The organism is Bhargavaea cecembensis, from assembly GCF_001619585.1.
GTDB lineage: Bacteria > Bacillota > Bacilli > Bacillales_A > Planococcaceae > Bhargavaea > Bhargavaea cecembensis_A.
Map to the genome: position 1 here is coordinate 148,168 of NZ_LQNT01000013.1, position 21,152 is coordinate 169,319.

A 21,152-nucleotide genomic window follows, 5' to 3' on the forward strand; every position below is an offset into this window, starting at 1 on the left:
GAATGTTGATTAATCAACGTTCATGGTACTTTTTTGTATGGGACAATTTAATTACCCATATACTTCTTTAATTGCTGAATATTGATTATATAGTAAAATGAATTTGGAAAGGTAGTGAGAAAATGAAATTTAAATGGATAGAAATTAAAAACTTCAGGAACTTTAAGGAAATCAAAGTGGACTTAACAAATCAAAATGTAATATTCGGTCTAAACGATATAGGAAAGAGTAACTTTTTAGCTGCTTTAAGATTTTTATTCGAAAGAGAAATTAGAAAGAATGGTTTTATAGAAAGTGATTTCTATATTAGAGATGTTGATGAAGAAATCTCTATAACAATTTGTATTGATATTAAGGATTTTGATGTAAGTGATCATTCAAAACTAATCGTGTCACGAATGGCGGGAGCAAGGAGTTCAGAGGATTTAGAAAATATTTATATTAGATTAAATGGTGTATATGAAAAAAATGAAGAGATAGGTGGTATAACAGTTTATTGGGGGAATAGTCTTGAAAAATTAAAAGAAATACCTCAAAAAAATGGTTTTACTGAACTAGATAGAATTTTTAAAGTTGTATACATAGACCCCTTGATAAACTTAGAAAGGGTGTTCGAGAAGAATAAAAGAGCAATTTTTAATCAGGAAAAATTTAATGCAAAAGATATTGAAAAATCCGAGAAAATAAAAGAATTCACAAAAGAAATAAATAAAAGTATTGGTGAAATGGATGTTATTAATAATTTTGAGGGAGAAATTACGAGAGAATATCAAAGTTTAAAGCATGAAAATATCAGACTAACTATAAAGTCTGAAATGGCCATTAACGGCTATTTCAGTGACTTAAAACCGTATATTAAAAGAGAAGATGATGATAATTTATATCCAACTTCCGGTGATGGAAGAAAGAAAATAATTTCTTACTCTCTTTTAAATTACGTTACAAAAAATTTTAATTCGGAAAAAATCACTATTTTTTTGATTGAAGAGCCCGAAAATAGTTTACATAGATCTTTACAAATTGCACTCTCAAAAAAGTTATTTTCTAATGAAGCATATAAATATTTCTTTTTAACCACTCATTCACCAGAATTATTGTATGAGATGGATAATGCTTCATTAATTAGGATACACTCAATGGATAAAATTGTATGCTCCTCTTCATATGTATATGTTGTTGGAGATGACTATAGAAATATAAAAACTCAATTGAATAAAAATTTAGTGACTGCTCTTTTTTCCGAGCGGGTATTACTAATTGAAGGCCCTTCAGAACGTGTTCTATTTGAAAAAGTATTAGGGACTGTAAAACCGGAATATGAGTTAAATGGTGCTTATATACTAGAGGTTTATGGAATTGCATTTAAAAAGTATTGGGATGTATTGCGGGAATTAGGGATTAACGTTTTTGTTAAAACCGATAATGATTTAAAGAGGAAGAAAAATACAAACAACATTTTCGATTTAATAGGTTTTAATAGGGCATTAGAGTTATGTGGCAAGAGGAAAATGCCGCCTATTAATATCACATTTAACGAATCAGATACTAAAGATTTGAAAAGTGCAAAAATCGTCCAAGAAAAGAGAAGGTTATTCCAAAAACTAAAAACTAGCAAGAGAATTATTAACAGTAATAATATATATATATCAACAATCGATTTAGAGCATGATCTGCATGCTGCATTAGGAGCAAGACTTGAAGAATTAACCGGAAATTCTAATCCTATTAAATACCTTCAATCTGCCAAGTTGATTAATATGGCTGAATTGGCTAAAGAACTAACTTACGAAGATTGTAAACATCTTTATGATCATCCGAAATTTGCTGTACTAAAGGAGTTGAATAAGCATGAGGGTGAGTGATCATGAAATTAGAAATGAAATAGTCAATTCTGGAATAAAGAATATTGTAATCTCTGCAAGCGCCGGTTGTGGTAAAACCACAATATTAATTGATAAGATACGTAAAACTATTGACGAAATAAATAATCATAAAACTATTGCTGCAATTACTTTTACTATAAAAGCTACAAAAGAATTAAGAGACAGGACAAAAAGCTTTAAATCAAGTAAAGAGATAGTTATTTGCACAAATGATAGTTTTGTTGAAAATGAGATTATACGTCCATTTATTGTGGGTGTTTTTGGAGAGGAATATAGAGAGGATTTTGTAGTGGATTACTATAAAAAGTTTCAAACAAAAAGCGAGGGTTTGGCGCTATTAAAACAACATAATATATTAGGAGTATACAATAATATCAAAGAAAATTTCAAATTTGAACTCGCTTGTTATATATTAAAAAACTCTGTTGCAGCTCAGCAATATTTGATTTCAAAATATTTGATGCTATTCTTAGATGAATATCAAGACAGTGATCAATTTATGCATGAGTTGTTCATGTATATAAATAGAAGATTGAATATACCATTGTTTATTGTTGGAGATTCAAAACAAGCTATTTATATTTGGAGGGGGGCGAAAGAAAATATCTTCAACGAATTTGATGAAACTTTCGATAAGTACGAGTTATTTCATAACTTTAGGTCGCACGAAAATATAACAAACTTTGCCAATATAGTGCATTTGGATAATTATCTAGACAATAAATCAACTGAATTAATAGAAGAAGTAAATATCGGAATTACCGATAAAAGTTTCAACGAAGCCGTTTATAATATAATAAACAACAAAAAAGTTGAATTAAATGATGAGATAACAATTATTATTAACGCAAACAGGGCTGCTGAGGAATGTAAAAAATATTTAAATTACAGAGGTTATGATTTTGAGTTCATACCTAGAACACCTATTGATGAAGGTGTTTTGAACTCGTTCGTATTACGGAATTTAATGAAGTTAACATTATGTGAGTTGTATAACGTGTATAATTTTATGCTTGATTTGAATTTAGAACTTAAACGCGAAAAAGTAAAGGAACTTGAAAAACAGATTGGAGAATTGAAAGAAGGAAACTTAGATTTAAGAAAAATCAAACCCATACTCGATAAAATTTCTGGAATTATAAATATAGATTTAAGCGATATTGAAATAATTAAATTCTTAGAAACATTAACGGATGCCAAATATCATGTGTCGTTCGTTAATAATGAGAAGAAGCATAAAATTATGACAGTATTTGGTGCAAAAGGTTTAGAATTTGAGCAAGTTATAATAAGGGCAGCAGATTATACAATGGATAGTATTAATAATATAAACAATCATTATGTAGCTCTAACTAGAGCGAAAAATAAAGTTGTAATTATTGATAATACACATAGATATACAATTGATTTAATTAAAAGATTGAAAGCGAAAAGAATTGAAATCGGGAAAGCAGCTAAAATTTTTAGGTTTTGATAAACGTCTCCATTATGACTAAGTAATATGACAACCAAAAACGATTCAAGCCCCCTCAAATAATGAGGGGGCTTTTTCATGCGCACTTGTCAGCGGCGGCAGGAAAACGAACGGATTTCGTCCAAATCGATTCCGAAATAATCCCAGCGACGCTGTCTCGAACGCCATCTGTATCCTGCGACGGAGCGGCGCCCGACGAATGTCGGGAAGAACCAGAAACGCTGTCCATTCTCGAGAACGACCATAGTCACGCGATTGAGGCACCCGCGGATTGCTCCCGGATCAACCGCCTGAGGCGTAATCGGTGGCTGCGGTGGCCTTCCCGGTCTTCCTGGCATCCCGGGCCTTCCCGGTCTGCCTCTGCCGCCCCGCTCCATGTCGTCAGTCCACGGCAGCCAATCCATCGGAGACTCCCACATGTCTCCTCCTCCGGGTCTGTTAACCATGATTCCACTCCTTCCGGCAAACCTTCCGTATTCTATGCAGGAAGTTTGGGAATGGCCGGGCAACGGCGGGGAAGTCAGGCAGCAGCTGTTCGGATTGACAGCTTAATTCCTGCAAAAATCGGATAAATTCACGAGTGGCCATGGTGACTGCCGTGTCCGGACGATTGATCCGAATATGAAGTCTGTTTACCGAATGAGACGGCACGGAGCATTTTCAGAACTGGCTTGATCAGCAGCAGGATGCTGCCGACCAAGAAAAGAATCGTCCCGGCCATCATGGTGTCTTTAAAGAAGAAACAGATGCTCCCGATGATGAACAGGAGACCAATCAGGATTTCATTGGCCAGGGAGATCACCCGATAGTTTTTGTTAAAGAAAATCGCATATTTGCTCAACGGTAAATCCAGTTCTTCATACTTGTCCAAATTCTTCAGAAGTGGCAAAAAACACCCTCCTTTTGCCGGATGATGCAGTAAAAATCGCAGCCATTCAGAAAAACAATGGCTCTTATATCCAGATACCCTCAAACCCTTCACTAAAACAGCAGCCAATTTTTCTGCAATCTCAGGCCAATCCTTGTTGCAGGTATCCTTTGTCCTGGAGACCGGGTTTTCCGATGTCTTTGCATGGCCCATCAAATAAAAAGGGCCATCCCATTTCGGGATGGCCCTTTTTGTTAAGGTCGCTTCTTTTTCCATTCCTCTGATTTGATGAGCCGTTTATGATCGTTTTTCATTGCTTTGATCAGAGAAACCATCATCAGCATCATGATGACGGAGAACGGCAAGGCCGCGATAATCAGTGAATTCTGGAGTGCAGTCAGACCATTGGCATACAGCAGGATGATCGCGATGGTCGCCTGCAGGCCGCCCCATGTCAGTTTCACCGCGTTCGAAGGTGTCAGAGAGCCGTAGGTCGTCTGCATGCCCAGAACGAACGTGGCCGAGTCGGCCGATGTGATAAAGAAGATGGCGACCAGCAGGATGGCAATAATGGACAGGATCCAGAACATCGGCAACTGTTCAAACACCCCGAACAGTGTTTCTTCCGTCAGGAGGCCTGTCAGGTCTGTGCCGGAACTCTGTACATCCATTGCGGTCACGCCGAACACCGAGAACCAGAAAAAGCTGACCAGTGCAGGCAGGAGCAGGACGCCTGTCAGGAATTCTCTGATGGTGCGCCCCCGGGATACCCGAGCGATGAAGATGCCGACAAACGGCGACCAGGAGATCCACCATGCCCAATAGAAGATGGTCCATCCGTCAATCCATGCCCGTGCATCCGAATTGAGCGGAGCGGATCGGAAGCTCATTCGGGGCAGGTTCTGGATATACGCCCCGATCGTGTCGGTGAACGTGTTCATGATCAGCAGCGTCGGGCCGACCGCTAGAACGAGAATCAGGAGAATCACTGCCAACACCATGTTCGTATTGGACAGGATTTTGATTCCTTTGCTGAGTCCTGACCAGGCGGAGATGGAAAACAGGATGGTGACGATGATAATGATGATCGTTTGGACGCCGAGGCTTACCGGGATGCCCCACAGATAAGACAGCCCGCCATTGATCTGAATGGCACCGAAACCGAGTGTTGTGGCCACACCGAATACGGTTGCGAATACTGCCAGAACATCGATCAGCTTGCCGAGCGGTCCATTCATTCTCTCTTCACCGAAAATTGGGCGCAGCGTGGAAGAAATCAGGCCGGGATAGCCGCGGCGGAACTGGAAATAGGCCAGGGCCAGCGCGACCACACCGTAGACCGCCCATGCATGAATCCCCCAATGGAAGAAGGTATAGCGCATTGACTCAGCAAACGCTTCGCGTGTTCCCGGTTCTTCCGTTGCAGGATCGATGGCGAAGTGGGACAACGGCTCTGCCGCGCCCCAGAAAACCAGCCCGATTCCCATGCCGGCGGAAAACAGCATAGCAAACCAGCTGAGCGTTGAAAATTCCGGGCGATCATCAGGTTTGCCCAGCCGCATCTTGCCGAGCGGGCTGACGATCATGGCCAGGCAGAAGATGACAATCACCGTCACGATTAAAAGATAATACCATCCGAACGAGGATGTGATAAATGCAGTCATGGAAGTCGTGACCCGCTCGAAACTTCCCGGAGCAAACGTCCCGTATCCTACTGCGAGGATCACGAGAGCAACTGCAATCCAAAAAACACTGGATACTTTCTTCATATAATCCCTCCAATATGATTCGATTTTCGGGAACGTGCACACAGTCACCGACCTTAACGCAATTTTTCGGTTACTGTCAAGGATGCGGCTTGCCTTTATGGACATGCCGCATCCTCAATGTCATTTTGCACCTCCGGATTCCGGATGAAACCGGACTGATGGAATTTTGTCCGGTTTCCGTAAATTCGACCCGTTTTCTTGTATCATCAATTTCCAATACCCTAAAAAGTTGTAATGAAACGGTGATTTCCTTTCGCCGGATAAAATGCTGGCCTATTAATTGGAAAGGAAAAAAAGAAGATGGATGTAAGCGTTAACATTTTCATCTAAGATGGTAGCAGAAGGAGTGGGAGCAATGATCACACTGAACGGGAGCGGACTGACCCTCAGGCAACTGAAACGGATTGTCATCGGCAGGGAGCAGGTCGTCCTCTGTCCTGAGGCAATGAAAAAAGTAAGGCAAAGCCGGGAGGCCGTTGAACACATCATTGCCGACGGGCGGACGGTATACGGCATCAACACCGGCTTCGGCAAATTCAGTGACGTAGAGATCAATGCGGAAGATACAGAAGCACTCCAGCTTCACCTGGTCCGATCCCATGCATGCGGACTGGGTGAGCCGTTTCCGGAGGAGGTCTCCAGGGCAATGGCCGTCCTCCGTCTGAATGCCCTTCTGAAGGGGCACTCGGGCATCCGTCCGGTCGTTCTCGAGCGCCTGTGTGACATGGTGAACCTCGGGATCACGGCCGTCATTCCGAGCCAGGGTTCGCTCGGTGCGTCAGGAGACCTGGCTCCGCTGGCGCATCTGGCACTTGTGCTGATCGGGGAAGGGGAGGCGATGCTGGACGGAAACACCGTGCCTGCCGGGCAGGCATGGGAGAAGCAGGACATCCGGCCAATCCGTCTCCAGGCAAAAGAAGGGCTTGCTCTCATCAACGGAACCCAGGCGATGGCAGCTTGTGGTGCACTCGCCTTTCTGGAAGCGGAACAGCTTGCCCTGCAGTCGGAGTGGATCTCGGGGATGTCCATTGAAGCGCTCAGGGGGATCACGGATGCATTCCATCCGGCCGTCCATGAGGCCAGAGGCTATCCGGAACAGGCAGGGGTGGCAGAACGGATGAGAAACTGGCTGGAGGGAAGCCGTCTCACGACTCGTCAGGGAGAGCTGAGGATTCAGGACGCCTATTCCATCCGCTGTATCCCGCAGGTGCACGGGGCAACCTGGCAGGTGCTGGATTATGTCAGGGGAAAGCTTGAAATTGAAATCAATGCGGCGACGGACAATCCCCTCATTTTTGACGAAGGAGAGACTGTCATCTCCGGCGGCAATTTCCATGGACAGCCGGTGGCGTTCGCGATGGATTTCCTGAAAATCGGTATGTCGGAACTTGCCAATATTTCCGAACGGCGCACTGAGCGGCTCGTGAATCCTCAGCTGAACGGGGGGCTGCCGCCGTTTCTCAGTCCGGAGCCGGGACTGCAGTCGGGTGCCATGATCCTTCAATACGCTGCGGCAAGTATTGTATCCGAGAACAAGACGCTGGCCCATCCTGCTTCCGTGGATTCCATACCGTCCTCGGCCAATCAGGAGGACCATGTCAGCATGGGAACAACTGCCGCCAGGCATGCCGCCCAAATTGTCGGAAACGTGAGGAAGGTTCTGGCCATCGAGGCCTTTTGTGCTTTCCAGGCTTGCGGAATCCGCGGGGAGGAGAAGATGTCTCCCGCACTCCGACGGAAATGGGATGCTCTCTCCGAAATCATTCCGCCGCTTACAGAAGACCGGATTTTCAGCCGGGACATTGCCGGGGTGGAGCGCCGGCTTCTGGAGGAAGCCAGAAATTGGGGTCTGAATTCCGACACAGCCGCCGGTTCCTGAGGTATGATGGAAGGAACGCAATGAGGAAAAGGTGATCGCATGAATACGATGGAGAAATTGGATACGGTAAGCGGCAAGGAGACGGAGCGGCCGAAACTGCTTCTGATCGATGGCATGGCGGTTTTGTTCCGCGCCTTTTTTGCTACGTCCGTATACGGCCGTTATATGAGGAATGCAGAGGGGATTCCGACAAATGCCGTCCAGGGATTTCTGGGCCATGCCTTGTCAGCGCAGTCCATGTTCCGGCCGACCCATATCGCCGTCTGCTGGGACATGGGCGCATACACCTTCCGGAATGACCTGTACGAAGGCTACAAGGCGAATCGTCCGGAGCCCCCGGAAGAGATGAAGCCCCAATTTGATATGGGGCGGGAGTCCGCCTATCTGCTCGGCTGGAAAAGTTTCGGCATGAACGGTGTGGAAGCGGACGACCTGATCGGATCGCTGATCACGCGCTGGAAAGACGAAGCGGATATTTTGGTCGTGACCGGTGACCGGGATTTGCTCCAGTTGCTCGCGCCCGGCGTACAGATCGCCTTCATGAAGAAGGGGCACACGGTATTTGACATTTATACAGATGAGCGCTTCCGGGAAGAATACGGGTTCGAACCCGGGCAGTTCGTCGATCTGAAGGCGTTCATGGGAGATTCCAGTGACGGCTATCCCGGAGTGAAAGGCATCGGGCCGAAGACGGCTACGGGGCTGATCCTGGAGTACGGTTCCGTGGAAGGGGTGCTTCAGCATCTTGATGACCTGAAGCCGGCCGTCCGAAAAAAAATCACCGAACAGCTGGATATGCTCCACCTGTCCCGTGAACTGGCAGAGATCGACTGCCACGTCGTATTCGATGCTGACATGGATGAACTTGAAGTTCCGGAATATGGTCCTGATACCGCCCGGGCACTCGAGGCAGAAGGGTACCCGACTGCAGCCAAGCGGCTCATGAACCTTTTCCCGGTATCCGGAGAACAGGAAGAATGGCCGTTCGGCTGATCGATCCTTAAATACAAAACCGCCGCTGTCCGTCAGCGGCGGTTTTCCTTTATGCTCAGCGGTCCGGTGTCATCCGGACAAAGGTCAGGATCGTCCGGTTCCGGGAGTAGGATGCCCGGCGGATCCGGCTGGGACGCCCGCGTCCTCCGTTGTCATGGACAAGCAGGAGCGTATCCCCGCTTTCTTCGCTGAAGCCGACGACCGGTACCCAATGGTAGGCAAACGAGTATTTCCCGAACCAGCGGAAAGAAAACCATTTGTCGAACTTTGCCGCCACCGGACGTCCGGCCAGAATCTCATCTTTTAAATCGTCAAGAGAACACCTCTGCACTGTCCAGCCGCTGCCGAGAATCCCGGAGGCCCCCCTGATAAATTTCCGGACGGACAGTCCGAGTGGTGTACCGCCGAATGATCGGTAAAGATCTGACACGGTCATCGGACATGCACCCAGAAGATGGCCGATCATTGTATATGCCGTAACCGCCCCGCATGCAGAATTCTGTTGCCCGGGGTCAATGTCCGGGTCATATTGCGACTTTCCCCTGAATGACTCGATCTGGCCCATTAACGGCTCCCTCCGTCCTGACAGTTTCATTGATTATAGCAAAAAACGGCATATAAAAAAGGAAGGCAGTCGCCTTCCTGATGGGTTAAGCATTGTAGCTGTCGAGGAACGTGGTCACCTGATCCGGTGTCTTGGCATTTGCACTGTGGAGGTGAGCCTTTTTCTCGCCGTCTTTGAAGACAAGCAGGCTCGGAATGCCCATCACTTCATGCTTGTCCGCGATTTCCGGAAGGGCATCGCGGTCCACTTCATACCAGGTGAACTGATTGTACTTTTCTTCGATCGGTCCGATGAACATATCCATCCGCCGGCAGTCCGGGCACCAGCTTGCGTCAAACTTGATCAGTGATTGCTCCGGGTTGTTGATGATTTCATTAAATTGTTCTGCTGTCGTAATTTTTTCCATCTCTATCCCTCCCATAGGGACAGTGTACACTTTCCGGCAGGGAATTGGGTAGCCACTTGCTTCAGACGACCGGCGGTGCAGACCCTTCGAACTTTTGGAGGACTTTCTCGTAGTCTTCCCGTTTGGCGGCGTCGGGTGTCATCCAGCCGTGACGTGTGATCAGGTCGCGCAGGTTGCGCCGATTGCTGTTGGAGGTTTGCAGGAAACTTGAGAGCAGAGACTCGAGTTTGCTGCTGTATGTTGCGTTTTCGGCAGACTGGTAAAGCTGACAAAGCTGTTCTTCCATCCCGAGCAGGAGGATGGCCATTTCCTTGTCGTTCAGGGAACCGTCATTCTGATCCTGCTGTTTATTATTGGAGGCGTCTCCGGATTCCTGCTGATTTTGCTTATCGGTGGCCTGGTCTGTACTTTGACTTGCTTCTTTGCCGGTATCTTTATCGGTCATTGTGCCTGGTCCCTCTCTTTTTTCAGGAATTCCATGATGTCACTTGTCTGCTTCTGATGAGCCTTCTGGAGGCTCTCGAATTCTTTCTTCAGATCAGGAAGCTTTGTTGAAGCGGCAGCTGCTCCGTACATTTTGGCACATAGTTTGCTGAGCTCCATGATCCTCGCCAGGTCGCCGATGTTTCTCGTGGTGACGATGTCGGCCTTGAACAGCTCAGGCCCCGCATTGGATTCATTCCCGTTTTTGATGGCGGGCTTGGAGAAGATGCCCATGTCAGGTCCTCCTCATATGCATGGTTTATAGGTAGAATGCCCCGAAGAATCAAAAAGATGAGCGGAAATTCATTTTTTTCTGTTGGTCATGTTGCACACCGTGGTGAAATATTCTAAACTATGAATAAAGCAATTGCCTATTTTTTTGGCAATGAAATGAATGAGCATTCATTCAAGGTAGAAGGAGGCAATCAATTGGCTCACCAAATCAATAAGGCCGCTGTCATCGGCTCCGGTGTTATGGGCTCAGGAATAGCGGCTCATCTCGCAAACATCGGCATTCCGGTTCTTCTGTTGGACATTGTGCCGAATAAGCTGACAGCCGAAGAGGAAGCAAAAAATCTTACGCTCAAAGACAGCAAGGTCCGCAACCGGCTGACGGACCAGGCGCTCAAGAACATGAAAAAGCAGAAGCCGGCACCGCTTGCATCCAGTGATAGTCTTTCCCGCATTACGGCTGGGAACCTGGAAGATGATCTTGAAAAGCTGAAGGATGCGGATTGGATCATCGAAGTGGTTGTGGAGAACCTGGACATCAAGAAAGCCCTTTACGACAAGATTGAGGGAGTCCGATCAGAGCATGCGATTGTTTCGTCAAATACGTCGGGCATCAGCATCGAAGCGATGGCAGAAGGGCGTTCGGAACAATTCCGCAAGCATTTCCTCGGCACCCACTTCTTTAACCCGCCGCGCTACCTGAAATTGCTTGAAGTCATTCCGACGAAAGATACGGCGCCTGAAGTGCTGGACTTCATGGTCCGCTTCGGGGAGGACCGGCTCGGCAAGGGTGTTGTCATTGCGAAGGATACGCCGAACTTCATCGGCAACCGGATCGGGACATATGGTCTCCTCATCACACTCCGTGAAATGATGGAGCGGGGCTACTCGGTGGGGGAAGTCGATTCGGTCACCGGCACGCTGATCGGACGTCCGAAGTCAGCAACTTTCCGCACGCTGGATGTTGTCGGGCTTGACACATTCGTCCATGTGGCGAAAAACGTGTATGACCAGACGGAAGGCGACGAGAAAGAAGTGTTCAGCACGCCGGAATTCCTCGTAAAAATGGTGGAAAACGGATGGCTGGGCGCCAAGTCGAAGCAGGGCTTCTATCTGAAGGAAGGCAAGGAGATCAGCGAAATCGACCCTGCCACGCTCGAATACTCGCCACAGAAGAAATTGAAAGCGCCTTCCATTGAAATGGCTACGCAGCTCAAAGGTGATGCCAGGCTGCAGACGCTCGTCTATGCGAATGACCGTGCGGGCGAACTCCTTTGGAACATCCTGGCTCCGACACTTCTGTATTCTGCGGAGAAGGTCGGTGAGATTGCGGATGATATCGCCTCGATCGACAATGCGATGAAGTGGGGCTTCGGCTGGAAGCAGGGTCCGTTTGAGCTGTGGGATGCCATCGGCGTCGGGAAGTCGGTCGACCGGATGAAGAAGGAGGGCCGGGTGATTCCGGCATTTGTCCGGAAGCTTCTGGATTCCGGGAAGTCCTCTTTCTATCAGGACGATGAAGGGGTTCTGAAATACTTTGATGGTGAAGGTTACTCGCCTGTCGGGGTGAATGACAAAGAGATCGACCTGAAAAAGTGGAAAGCACGCCATGGCGTCATCAAGAAAAACACCGGAGCAAGCCTGATTGATCTTGGTGATGGCGTCGCGCTGCTCGAGTTCACTTCCCAGGCGAATTCACTCGGTCCGGACGTCATCAAGATGCTCATTGACTCGCTTGAGGAAGTGGAGAACAACGACGCATACAAGGGACTCGTCATCGCCAACCAGGGCAAAAACTTCTCTGTCGGGGCGAACCTCGGCATGATTCTGATGGAAGCGCAGGACGACAACATCTTCGAACTGGATTATATGATCAAATCTTTCCAGGACGCCATGATGAAGGTCCGCTATTCGAAAAAACCGGTCGTTGTCGCGCCGCACGGCATGACTCTCGGCGGCGGGGCGGAAATCACACTGCCGGCCGCGCATATCCAGGCGACGATGGAAACGTATATCGGGCTCGTGGAAACCGGTGTAGGACTGATTCCGGGCGGGGGCGGCAACATCAGCCTTTACCGCAAGCATCTTGAAGGGATGCCGAACGGCGTAAAGGCAGACTACGTCGACATCGCAGCAAAAGTGTTCGAGACCGTTGCGATGGCGAAAGTCTCGACATCCGGCGAGGAAGCGCGCGAGAACAACTTCCTCGGCAAGGCGGATGGCGTAAGTGTTAACCGGGATCACCAGATCCATGATGCGAAGCAGGCTGCGCTTGCCCTATACGAAGGGGGCTACACGGCGCCTTCAAAGCGGACCGTCCCTGTTGCGGGAGAGCCGGGTTATGCCGCGATGATTGTTGGCGCGGAAGGCTTGCACCTTTCGGGATACATCAGTGACCACGACCTGAAGATTGCGAAGAAACTCGCTTACGTTCTTTCCGGCGGTAAAGTGCCGTATGGTACCGAAGTCGATGAACAATACATGCTCGACCTGGAGCGGGAAGCGTTCCTGCAGCTTGTCGCAGAACCGAAATCCCAGCAGCGGATGCAGCACATGCTCGTGAAAGGCAAGCCGCTCCGCAACTGAGCGGAGGGCAGACGGAGGAGGATGAACCATGCGTGAAGCAGTGATTGTGGCCGGCGCGAGGACGCCGGTCGGTAAAGCCAAGAAAGGATCCCTTGCAACGGTGCGCCCGGACGACTTTGCCGCACTGACGGTGAAGGAGACGCTCAAGCGGGCGGGCGGCTATGATGGGCCGATCGACGACTTTATCGTCGGATGCGCGATGCCGGAAGCGGAACAGGGCATGAACGTTGCACGTCTGATCGGCGGCATCGCCGGTCTGCCGGATACCGTGCCGGCCGTGACCGTCAACCGGTTCTGCTCGTCCGGTCTTCAGACGATCGCAAACGGTGCCCATCAGATCTTGCTCGGCCACGCGGATACTGTCCTTGCGGGCGGCACCGAATCGATGAGCATGGTGCCGATGATGGGGAACACGATCCGCCCGAACGCGACACTCGCGGAAACGGCGCCTGAATACTATATGGGCATGGGCCATACGGCGGAGCAGGTTGCGGTGAAATACGGCGTGAGCCGCGAGGACCAGGATGCATTCGCGGTCCGCTCCCATGAGCGTGCCGCCGCCGCCATCCGGGAAGGCAAGTTCAGGGATGAGATTGTGCCGGTCGATGTGAGACGGCGAACGGTCGGCCGGGACGGCAAAATGAAGGAAGACACCTTCACCTTTGACATGGACGAAGGCGTCCGCGAAGGAACCAATATGGAGACCCTCGCAAAACTGCGGCCTGCGTTTAATGTGAAAGGCTCAGTCACGGCGGGGAACGCTTCCCAGACATCGGACGGAGCGGGCACGGTCCTGATCATGGACCGCGAAAAGGCGGAAGCCGAAGGACTGAAGCCGATCGCCAAGTTCCGCTCGTTCGCAGTCGGCGGTGTTCCGCCGGAAGTGATGGGCATCGGTCCGATCGAAGCCGTGCCGAAAGCGCTGAAGCTTGCCGGCCTGTCCGTTGAAGACATCAACCTGTGGGAGCTGAACGAGGCGTTCGCCTCCCAGTCGATCCAGGTCATCCGTCATCTGGGCTTGGATGAAGACATCGTCAACGTCAACGGCGGCGCCATTGCGCTCGGACACCCTCTCGGTGCCACAGGCACCATCCTAACGCTGAAGCTCATGAACGAGCTCAAGCGCCGCAATGAACAGTTTGGTGCCGTCACCATGTGCATCGGCGGAGGCATGGGAGCCGCCGGCGTATTCGAAATGTTGGTTTAAAAGCGGAAGGCGGTTGGTCACGGGCGACAGGCATAAGACGGCCTGCGCAGTGAGGCCTGCCTCACGGAGCGGGACGGCTTATGACCCGAGCCCGTACCGCCTGAAGCTGGATAGAGTAAGTGCGGAGGGCGGCTACCCAGGCCCGACAGGCATAAGGGGGCATGCGCAGCGGATCCTGATCCGCGGAGCGTAGCCACTTATGACCCCGAGGGCCTGCCGAGAGAAGCTGGACGTAACCCAAGCCGATAGCCTGCCGCCCGGAGCTGGCGATCGACAGAGCAAAGACCACTTGATATAAAACCAAAAAAGAACAAGGAGGAAACGATTATGGCGGAAACGAAAGACAAGGCGCTCGTCAAAGGCGGTGCATTCCTCATCGAGGACATCGATGCGGATCAGGTGTTCACGCCGGAGGATTTCACGGAAGAGCATAAGATGATCGCAAAGACGACGGAGGAGTATGTCAAAAACGAAGTCATCCCGGTCATCGACAAACTGGAAAATCATGAATTCGAGAACTCCGTGCGCCTTCTGAAATCCGCGGGGGAACTCGGTCTTCTCGGAGCGGATATTCCTGAGGAATATGACGGCTTCGGCCTCGATAAAATCTCGTCTGCGCTCATCACCGAAAAGATGTCCGTCGCCGGCGGCTTCTCCATCACGCACGGGGCTCACGTCGGCATCGGAACGCTTCCGATCGTTCTCTTCGGCAACGAAGAGCAGAAGCAGAAATACTTGCCAGCTTCGGTTACGGCTGAGAAAATCTTCGCCTACGCCCTGACTGAGCCAGGTTCCGGATCCGACGCTCTGGGCGCGCGTACAACTGCGAAACTCAATGAGGCAGGCACGCACTACATCCTTAACGGCGAAAAACAGTGGATCACAAACTCCGGCTTCGCGGATGTCTTCGTCGTCTATGCCAAGATTGACGGCGAACATTTCACAGCTTTCATTGTCGAGAAAGATTACCCTGGTGTTTCCGTGGGTGCCGAAGAAAAGAAGATGGGGATCAAGTCTTCTTCTACCCGTACACTCATCCTCCAAGATGCGGAAGTGCCGGTCGAAAACCTGCTCGGCGAAAAAGGCCGTGGCCATGTGATCGCCTTCAACATCCTGAATATCGGCCGATACAAGCTTGGCGTAGGCGGCGTGGGCGGTTCCAAGCGCGCGCTCGAACTTGCGATCAAGTATACAAACGAACGCCAGCAGTTCAAGCGCAGCATCGCTTCCTTTAACCTGACCAAGGAGAAGATTGCAACGCTTGCATCCGAACTGTACGCGACGGAAAGTCTGATCTACCGTACGGTCGGCTACTTTGATGACCGCATGGGCCAGATGAGCGAGGAAGACCAGAAGGACGGCCGCAAGATTGCCCAGGCAATTGCGGAATATGCCATCGAATGTTCAATCAACAAAGTCGTCGGTTCCGAGACACTTGATCACGTTGTCGACGAAGCGGTCCAGCTGCACGGCGGCTACGGCTACATGCAGGAGTATGAAGTCGAGCGTGCGTACCGTGATTCCCGCATCAACCGGATCTTCGAAGGCACGAACGAGATCAACCGCCTCCTCGTTCCGGGCACGTTCCTCAAGAAAGCGATGAAAGGGGAGCTACCGCTTCTCCAGAAGGCCCAGTCGCTCCAGGAAGAACTGCTCATGATGATGCCGGAAGAACCGGGTGACGAAGCACTTGCGCAGGAGAAAATCCTGGTGAAAAATGCGAAGAAAATCGGTCTTCTTGCGGCGGGCATGGCAGCCCAGCGATTCGGTACGAAACTTGAAGACGAGCAGGAAGTACTTGTCAACATCGCAAACATCGCCAATGACATTTTCGCGATGGAATCCGCTCTGCTCCGCTCGGAAAAGGCGATCCGCAGAAGTGGCGAGGAAAAGTCCCGCCAGAAGATCCTCTACACGGAAATCTTCTGCCAGGAAGCCATGCAGCGCATCGAACAGGAAGCGAAAGAAGTGCTTGTCGCGTCTGTCGAGGGAGACAACCAGCGAATGATGCTGTCCGCTCTCCGCAAGCTTACCCGCTACACGCCAAAGAACCTGATTCCTCTGAAGCGCGAAGCAGCAGACAAGCTGAACGAAGCGCTAAAATACACTGTCTGAAACGGATATTCCCAAAGCCCGGACTGCTTCTTGAGCAGAACGGGCATTCTTTTTGTTATACTGATTCCAAGATAAGATGCAGGGAGGCAAGGGAATGGCAATCACCTATTACGGGTATCCGAAATGCACCACCTGCCGGAAGGCGAAAAAGTGGCTGGATGAGCACGGAGTGGCCTATGAGGCGTTCGACATCAAGGAGGCCCCACCATCAGAGGAACAGCTCCGGGAGATTATTTCGGCCAGCGGACTCGAAATCAAGAAGTTTTTCAATACAAGCGGTAAAGTCTACCGCGAGAGCGGGCTCAAGGACCGTCTTCCGGACATGTCGGAAGATGAGAAGATCCGCCTTCTTGCCTCAGACGGCATGCTGCTCAAGCGCCCGATCGTCTTTGACGGTGAAAAGGCGACCGTCGGATTCCGTGAAGCGGACTTTGAATCCGCCTGGAATTAAGCGACTATTGAGTTTCCAGCCGCTGTATGGCAAACTGAGATGGATGGTTAATTTATTCCTGGAGGGGTCAGAATGAGCACACCAACAGAACTTCGCTACTCCGAAGAACACGAATGGGTAAAGACGGAAGACGGCAAGGCGCGCATCGGTATCACACACTTCGCACAGGCCGAACTCGGCGACATCGTATTTGTCGAGCTGCCTGAAGTCGGCGATGAAATCAAGGCGGACGAGCCTTTCGGAAGCGTAGAGTCAGTCAAGACGGTATCCGAACTGTATGCACCGATCAGCGGCACGGTCGTTGAAGTGAACGAAGATCTCGAGGACAGCCCTGAGTTCGTCAACGAATCGCCTTATGAGAAGGCATGGATGGTCGTTGTTGAACCGTCTGATTCATCGGAAATCGACAAACTCATGTCCGCAGAACAATACGATCAAATGACGCAGGGCTGACCTGCATGCAGGAAACGCCGGCATCTTCCGGCGTTTTTTGCATCTTCTAATACTAAGGACCGCGATATCGGAATCGGCGCCTGTTCCGGATGCGGCCTGACATAACGGTGTGCTCGCGGAGGGATCAGGATGACCGAAAAAGTGATCGTCGTCGAAGGTAGCTCTGACAGGAAACGAATCGCCCCGCTTCTGGATGAACCGGTGGACATCATCTGTACGAACGGGACGGCAAGCCCGACAAGAATCGAAGAACTTCTTGAACCGTATGAAGGGGCGGATATTTTCGCGTTTTTCGACGCGGACCGTTCCGGGGAAAAACTGCGTGCGCTCCTCAGGCGGGAGTACCCGGAAGCGCGTCATCTCTATACGGACCGGGTATATCGGGAGGTGGCCACTACGCCCCTCAGGGTACTGGCGGAGGAACTGCTTTCGGCAAACATCGAGATTAAGACTGAATTTCTGCTATAAAGGATGAGCATGGTGGAAGAATGGAATCTGCAGCAATTTGAAGAAGCATCAAAGACCCCGGCCACAGCCGCCTTTTATCTCTATACACCCCTATGCGGGACGTGCCAGGTGGCCTCGAGAATGATGGACGTCGTGGAGAAGCTGCTACCTGAAGTCAGGCTGGGCAAGGCTGACCTCAACTATCATGAGGAGGTGGCAGCCAGGTACGGGGTGGAGAGCGTCCCGTGCCTCCTGATCGCAAAAGAAGGCCGGCCGGTCGAGAAAATCTATGCTTTCCGGTCGGTCCCGCATCTCTATGAAAAATTGAGTTGACGCAAAATGGTCAGCTGTGATATAGTTTCATCCATCAGTCATCTGCTGGGCGGATGAATATAAACGAATACGGAACACTCTTATTGAGAGAGGCGGAGGGACGTGCCCGATGAAGCCCGGCAACCGTCACGGTAACGTGAAATGGTGCCAATTCACTCAAAGCGCAATCGCTTTGGCAGATGAGAGGAAATGCGCCGGCCGGAGACGGGACGGTTGCGCGACCTGTCTGCCTGTACGCAGACAGGTCTTTTTTATTTCAGAGGTGACCAAATGATTAAGCTAGAACAAATAACCAAGCAGTTCCGCCTGTCCAACCGGACACTCACGGCCGTCGACGCAGTCGACCTGGAGATCCGGGAAGGCGAAATATTCGGCATCATCGGCTACAGCGGTGCAGGCAAAAGTACACTGATCCGCATGCTGAACGGACTTGAAAAGCCGACCGGAGGACGTGTGACAGTAAATGGCATGGAAATGTCCTCGATTTCCGGAGCGGATCTCAGAAAGGCACGCCAGAAAGTCAGCATGATCTTCCAGCACTTCAATCTGCTCTGGTCCCGCACGGTGGCGGAGAATATCGCTTTTCCGCTCGAGATCGCAGGCGTGAACAAGGCGGAGCGTGAGCCGAGGGTGCGCGAACTGATCCGGCTTGTCGGACTTGAGGGGCGGGAGGACGCTTATCCGTCGGAGCTTTCCGGCGGGCAGAAGCAGCGTGTCGGAATCGCACGGGCACTTGCCAATGAACCGGACGTCCTGCTATGTGACGAAGCCACATCGGCACTTGACCCGGAAACGACCGATTCGATCCTGGACCTCCTGACCGACATTAACAAGCGGCTGAACCTGACGATCGTGCTCATCACCCATGAGATGCACGTCATCCGGAAAATCTGCCACCGGGTCGCCGTCATGGAAGCTGGACGAGTCGTTGAGATGGGCGATGTCCTCCAGGTGTTCCGCTCGCCACAGCAGCCGATCACGAAACGATTCGTATCCCAAGTGACCGAATCGCCGGATGTCAAACAGGCGATCAGCCAGCTGGTCAGGGAGAATCCGGACGGTACCCTGATCAGGCTCGGTTTTGTCGGTGAACGGACGGGAGAGCCGGTTCTTGCCCGGCTCATCCGGACATTCGACATTGACGTCAACATCCTGCAGGCCAATGTCTCGCAGACGCACGGCGGAACATTCGGCTCGATCATCCTGAATCTGGTGGGGGATGAGCCGGCTGTGGCGGAGGCAGTGGAGTTCCTTCATTCGGAAGGCGTAGAAACAGAGGTGATCGAACGTGATTGAACAACTGTTTCCTAACGTCGACTGGGATAAAATGTGGGAGGCAACACTAGAGACGCTTTATATGACAGCAGTCGCCACTCTGTTCACCTTCCTGATCGGGCTGGTGCTCGGCATCCTGCTTTTCCTTACGGGACCGAGGGGCATTTATCAGAACCGGATTTCGAACCTGATCACAGCGGCATTCGTCAACATCTTCAGGTCGATTCCATTCATCATCCTGATCATCCTGCTGATTCCGCTCACGAAGTTCCTGCTCGGCTCAATCCGCGGGCCGAACGCGGCACTGCCGGCCCTGATCATCGGATCCGCACCATTTTACGGACGGATGGTCCAGATCGCGCTTGCTGAGATCGATAAAGGCGTCATTGAGGCGGCCCGTTCGATGGGGGCGACCACCTGGACAATCATCCGCAAGGTCCTTCTGCCGGAATCGATGCCGGCCCTGATCTCGGGCATCACCGTGACCGCCATCGCGCTCGTCGGCTATACGGCGATGGCCGGCATCATCGGGGCTGGCGGCCTCGGCAACCTGGCTTACCTGGACGGGTTCCAGAGAAGCCGCACTGACGTCACGATCGTCGCGACCATCCTGATTCTGATCATTGTCTTCGTCATCCAGTGGGTCGGCGACCTGCTGGTCAAGCGGACGGACAAACGCTAATAAAAAACAATACAACCCAAGGGGGAAACAATCATGAAGAAATTTGCAGCAGGACTATTTTTGGCAACAGGCGCACTTGCACTGGCCGCATGCGGCGCAGGCGGAGACGACACATCTTCGGGCACTGAAGGCGGAGAAAACGGCGGAGAGCCGAAGGAACTCGTTGTCGGTGCATCCAACGTACCGCACGCCCTCATCCTTGAAGAAGCAAAGCCGCTTCTCGAGGAGAAAGGCGTCGAGCTGGAAATCGAAACCTATCAGGATTATGTTCTTCCGAACGAAGACCTTGAGTCCGGAGAAATCGGCGCAAACTACTTCCAGCACATCCCTTACCTGGAAACCCAGATGTCTGACCATGGCTATGACTTCGTAAACGCCGGCGGCATCCACATCGAGCCGATCGGCATCTACTCCAAAAAGTATGATTCCCTGGAAGAACTGCCTGACGGCGCGACGATTCTTATGAGCAACTCGGTCGCAGACCACGGCCGGATCCTCTCCATGCTGGAAAGCCAGGGTCTCATCAAATTGGATGAAGGAGTCGACAAGACTGCGGCAGAAGTGAAGGATATTGTGGAAAATCCGAAAAACCTTGAGTTTGACGCAGACTATGAAGCATCCTTCCTGCCACAGCTCTACAACCAGGAAGAAGGGGATGCGATCCTCATCAACTCCAACTATGCGATTGATGCAGGACTCAACCCGCTGGAAGATGCCATCGCACTGGAAGACTCCGATTCACCTTACGTCAACGTGATTGCTGTCCGCAGCGGCGACGAAGATAAAGAAGAGATCCAGGCACTGGTTGAAGTGCTCCGCTCCGAAGAAATCCAGGACTTCATCGTTGAAGAATGGGGCGGCTCGGTTGTCCCAGTCGATGGTGAATAATCACAATATAAAATATGGATAAACAGAAGGCCGCCGCGCCAGGGTATCTTTACAAGAATCCCGGTGCGGCGGCTTTTTACTGCCTGCCTGTCATTTCCTGTTGTAACCGTTGACAAGTAAATGTATTCTGAATAAGTGACCAGACCTACTAATGGATGGGGTAG

The 21,152-nt window shown here is 50.6% G+C and carries 21 protein-coding genes and 1 riboswitch; of the genes, 14 read left to right on the top strand and 7 right to left on the bottom strand.

The genetic code is table 11. From position 1 onward, the window contains the following. Nucleotides 1-122: 122 nt before the first annotated feature. Entirely contained in the window at nucleotides 123-1,862 is a 1,740-nt protein-coding gene (locus AV656_RS15370; RefSeq protein WP_063183684.1) for an ATP-dependent nuclease, read from the top strand. After that, a complete protein-coding gene (locus AV656_RS15375; protein WP_063183686.1) occupies nucleotides 1,849-3,357 on the top strand; it encodes a UvrD-helicase domain-containing protein in 1,509 nt (502 codons plus the stop codon). The genes AV656_RS15370 and AV656_RS15375 overlap by 14 nt, the downstream gene beginning before the upstream one ends. A gap of 89 nt (nucleotides 3,358-3,446) precedes the next feature. Here AV656_RS15375 and AV656_RS16235 read toward each other — a convergent pair whose 3' ends face one another. The 3 genes from AV656_RS16235 to AV656_RS15385 all read right to left on the bottom strand — a co-directional run bounded on the left by AV656_RS16235 (nucleotide 3,447) and on the right by AV656_RS15385 (nucleotide 5,994). Then, nucleotides 3,447-3,761 (bottom strand): transporter, encoded by a 315-nt coding sequence (locus tag AV656_RS16235; protein WP_419865565.1) that lies wholly within the window; start codon nucleotides 3,759-3,761, stop codon nucleotides 3,447-3,449. Between the two features lie 170 nt (nucleotides 3,762-3,931). After that, nucleotides 3,932-4,501, bottom strand: a complete 570-nt coding sequence (locus AV656_RS16240; RefSeq protein WP_082818796.1) for a YrhK family protein — start codon at nucleotides 4,499-4,501, stop codon at nucleotides 3,932-3,934. Continuing rightward, the gene (locus AV656_RS15385) at nucleotides 4,480-5,994 is read right to left on the bottom strand and encodes a glycine betaine uptake BCCT transporter (RefSeq protein ID WP_063183691.1); all 1,515 of its coding nucleotides are present in this window, start codon (nucleotides 5,992-5,994) and stop codon (nucleotides 4,480-4,482) included. The genes AV656_RS16240 and AV656_RS15385 overlap by 22 nt, the downstream gene beginning before the upstream one ends. A 355-nt stretch (nucleotides 5,995-6,349) precedes the next feature. Between AV656_RS15385 and hutH the strand changes: the two genes are divergently transcribed. Continuing rightward, nucleotides 6,350-7,873: a histidine ammonia-lyase gene (gene hutH, locus AV656_RS15390; protein WP_063183693.1), complete on the top strand. Its 1,524-nt coding sequence runs from the start codon at nucleotides 6,350-6,352 to the stop codon at nucleotides 7,871-7,873. Between the two features lie 39 nt (nucleotides 7,874-7,912). Then, nucleotides 7,913-8,866: a 5'-3' exonuclease gene (locus AV656_RS15395; RefSeq protein ID WP_082818797.1), complete on the top strand. Its 954-nt coding sequence runs from the start codon at nucleotides 7,913-7,915 to the stop codon at nucleotides 8,864-8,866. A gap of 55 nt (nucleotides 8,867-8,921) precedes the next feature. On the opposite strand, the gene AV656_RS15400 is transcribed toward AV656_RS15395, so the two are convergent. The 4 genes from AV656_RS15400 to AV656_RS15415 form a co-directional block, all read right to left on the bottom strand. After that, nucleotides 8,922-9,431, bottom strand: coding sequence for a hypothetical protein (locus AV656_RS15400; protein WP_063183695.1), 510 nt, complete (start codon nucleotides 9,429-9,431; stop codon nucleotides 8,922-8,924). A gap of 85 nt (nucleotides 9,432-9,516) precedes the next feature. Then, complete coding sequence (locus AV656_RS15405; protein ID WP_008300318.1) at nucleotides 9,517-9,837, bottom strand: thioredoxin family protein; 321 nt, start codon at nucleotides 9,835-9,837, stop codon at nucleotides 9,517-9,519. A gap of 61 nt (nucleotides 9,838-9,898) precedes the next feature. Next, entirely contained in the window at nucleotides 9,899-10,282 is a 384-nt protein-coding gene (locus AV656_RS15410; protein WP_063183697.1) for a hypothetical protein, read from the bottom strand. Beyond that, nucleotides 10,279-10,554, bottom strand: coding sequence for a hypothetical protein (locus tag AV656_RS15415; protein WP_063183700.1), 276 nt, complete (start codon nucleotides 10,552-10,554; stop codon nucleotides 10,279-10,281). Before AV656_RS15415 ends, AV656_RS15410 begins: the two co-directional genes overlap by 4 nt. 195 nt (nucleotides 10,555-10,749) lie before the next feature. Between AV656_RS15415 and AV656_RS15420 the strand changes: the two genes are divergently transcribed. The 10 genes from AV656_RS15420 to AV656_RS15465 all read left to right on the top strand — a co-directional run bounded on the left by AV656_RS15420 (nucleotide 10,750) and on the right by AV656_RS15465 (nucleotide 20,988). Next, on the top strand, nucleotides 10,750-13,137 hold the full coding sequence (locus AV656_RS15420; protein ID WP_063183702.1) for a 3-hydroxyacyl-CoA dehydrogenase/enoyl-CoA hydratase family protein: 2,388 nt from the start codon (nucleotides 10,750-10,752) through the stop codon (nucleotides 13,135-13,137). 28 nt (nucleotides 13,138-13,165) lie between these two features. After that, complete coding sequence (locus tag AV656_RS15425; RefSeq protein WP_063183704.1) at nucleotides 13,166-14,344, top strand: acetyl-CoA C-acetyltransferase; 1,179 nt, start codon at nucleotides 13,166-13,168, stop codon at nucleotides 14,342-14,344. Nucleotides 14,345-14,671: 327 nt separating this feature from the next. Beyond that, nucleotides 14,672-16,459 carry an acyl-CoA dehydrogenase family protein gene (locus tag AV656_RS15430; RefSeq protein WP_063183707.1) on the top strand — a complete coding sequence of 596 codons (1,788 nt, stop codon included), beginning with the start codon at nucleotides 14,672-14,674 and terminating at the stop codon, nucleotides 16,457-16,459. A gap of 94 nt (nucleotides 16,460-16,553) precedes the next feature. Beyond that, a complete protein-coding gene (locus AV656_RS15435) occupies nucleotides 16,554-16,910 on the top strand; it encodes an arsenate reductase family protein (RefSeq protein WP_063183709.1) in 357 nt (118 codons plus the stop codon). Between the two features lie 72 nt (nucleotides 16,911-16,982). Further along, nucleotides 16,983-17,363: a glycine cleavage system protein GcvH gene (gene gcvH, locus AV656_RS15440; protein ID WP_063183712.1), complete on the top strand. Its 381-nt coding sequence runs from the start codon at nucleotides 16,983-16,985 to the stop codon at nucleotides 17,361-17,363. A gap of 129 nt (nucleotides 17,364-17,492) precedes the next feature. Continuing rightward, nucleotides 17,493-17,831 (top strand): toprim domain-containing protein, encoded by a 339-nt coding sequence (locus AV656_RS15445; protein ID WP_063183715.1) that lies wholly within the window; start codon nucleotides 17,493-17,495, stop codon nucleotides 17,829-17,831. A 9-nt stretch (nucleotides 17,832-17,840) separates the two neighbouring features. Next, nucleotides 17,841-18,143 carry a thioredoxin family protein gene (locus AV656_RS15450; protein WP_156484894.1) on the top strand — a complete coding sequence of 101 codons (303 nt, stop codon included), beginning with the start codon at nucleotides 17,841-17,843 and terminating at the stop codon, nucleotides 18,141-18,143. A gap of 77 nt (nucleotides 18,144-18,220) precedes the next feature. After that, a riboswitch (SAM riboswitch) is annotated at nucleotides 18,221-18,329 on the top strand. Between the two features lie 84 nt (nucleotides 18,330-18,413). Next, complete coding sequence (locus tag AV656_RS15455) at nucleotides 18,414-19,439, top strand: methionine ABC transporter ATP-binding protein (protein WP_063183717.1); 1,026 nt, start codon at nucleotides 18,414-18,416, stop codon at nucleotides 19,437-19,439. After that, nucleotides 19,432-20,100, top strand: a complete 669-nt coding sequence (locus AV656_RS15460) for a methionine ABC transporter permease (protein WP_063183719.1) — start codon at nucleotides 19,432-19,434, stop codon at nucleotides 20,098-20,100. Before AV656_RS15455 ends, AV656_RS15460 begins: the two co-directional genes overlap by 8 nt. Nucleotides 20,101-20,133: 33 nt before the next feature. After that, complete coding sequence (locus AV656_RS15465) at nucleotides 20,134-20,988, top strand: MetQ/NlpA family ABC transporter substrate-binding protein (protein WP_063183721.1); 855 nt, start codon at nucleotides 20,134-20,136, stop codon at nucleotides 20,986-20,988. Nucleotides 20,989-21,152 lie beyond the last annotated feature (164 nt).

Bases quoted from the DNA above. Each gene is read 5' to 3' on its own strand.
- AV656_RS15370 (WP_063183684.1), top strand. From the start codon at position 123: ATGAAATTTAAATGGATAGAAATTAAAAACTTCAGGAACTTTAAGGAA.
- AV656_RS15375 (WP_063183686.1), top strand. From the start codon at position 1,849: ATGAGGGTGAGTGATCATGAAATTAGAAATGAAATAGTCAATTCTGGA.
- AV656_RS16235 (WP_419865565.1), bottom strand. From the start codon at position 3,761: ATGGATTGGCTGCCGTGGACTGACGACATGGAGCGGGGCGGCAGAGGC.
- AV656_RS16240 (WP_082818796.1), bottom strand. From the start codon at position 4,501: ATGGAAAAAGAAGCGACCTTAACAAAAAGGGCCATCCCGAAATGGGAT.
- AV656_RS15385 (WP_063183691.1), bottom strand. From the start codon at position 5,994: ATGAAGAAAGTATCCAGTGTTTTTTGGATTGCAGTTGCTCTCGTGATC.
- hutH (WP_063183693.1), top strand. From the start codon at position 6,350: ATGATCACACTGAACGGGAGCGGACTGACCCTCAGGCAACTGAAACGG.
- AV656_RS15395 (WP_082818797.1), top strand. From the start codon at position 7,913: ATGAATACGATGGAGAAATTGGATACGGTAAGCGGCAAGGAGACGGAG.
- AV656_RS15400 (WP_063183695.1), bottom strand. From the start codon at position 9,431: ATGGGCCAGATCGAGTCATTCAGGGGAAAGTCGCAATATGACCCGGAC.
- AV656_RS15405 (WP_008300318.1), bottom strand. From the start codon at position 9,837: ATGGAAAAAATTACGACAGCAGAACAATTTAATGAAATCATCAACAAC.
- AV656_RS15410 (WP_063183697.1), bottom strand. From the start codon at position 10,282: ATGACCGATAAAGATACCGGCAAAGAAGCAAGTCAAAGTACAGACCAG.
- AV656_RS15415 (WP_063183700.1), bottom strand. From the start codon at position 10,554: ATGGGCATCTTCTCCAAGCCCGCCATCAAAAACGGGAATGAATCCAAT.
- AV656_RS15425 (WP_063183704.1), top strand. From the start codon at position 13,166: ATGCGTGAAGCAGTGATTGTGGCCGGCGCGAGGACGCCGGTCGGTAAA.
- AV656_RS15430 (WP_063183707.1), top strand. From the start codon at position 14,672: ATGGCGGAAACGAAAGACAAGGCGCTCGTCAAAGGCGGTGCATTCCTC.
- AV656_RS15435 (WP_063183709.1), top strand. From the start codon at position 16,554: ATGGCAATCACCTATTACGGGTATCCGAAATGCACCACCTGCCGGAAG.
- gcvH (WP_063183712.1), top strand. From the start codon at position 16,983: ATGAGCACACCAACAGAACTTCGCTACTCCGAAGAACACGAATGGGTA.
- AV656_RS15445 (WP_063183715.1), top strand. From the start codon at position 17,493: ATGACCGAAAAAGTGATCGTCGTCGAAGGTAGCTCTGACAGGAAACGA.
- AV656_RS15450 (WP_156484894.1), top strand. From the start codon at position 17,841: ATGGTGGAAGAATGGAATCTGCAGCAATTTGAAGAAGCATCAAAGACC.
- AV656_RS15455 (WP_063183717.1), top strand. From the start codon at position 18,414: ATGATTAAGCTAGAACAAATAACCAAGCAGTTCCGCCTGTCCAACCGG.
- AV656_RS15465 (WP_063183721.1), top strand. From the start codon at position 20,134: ATGAAGAAATTTGCAGCAGGACTATTTTTGGCAACAGGCGCACTTGCA.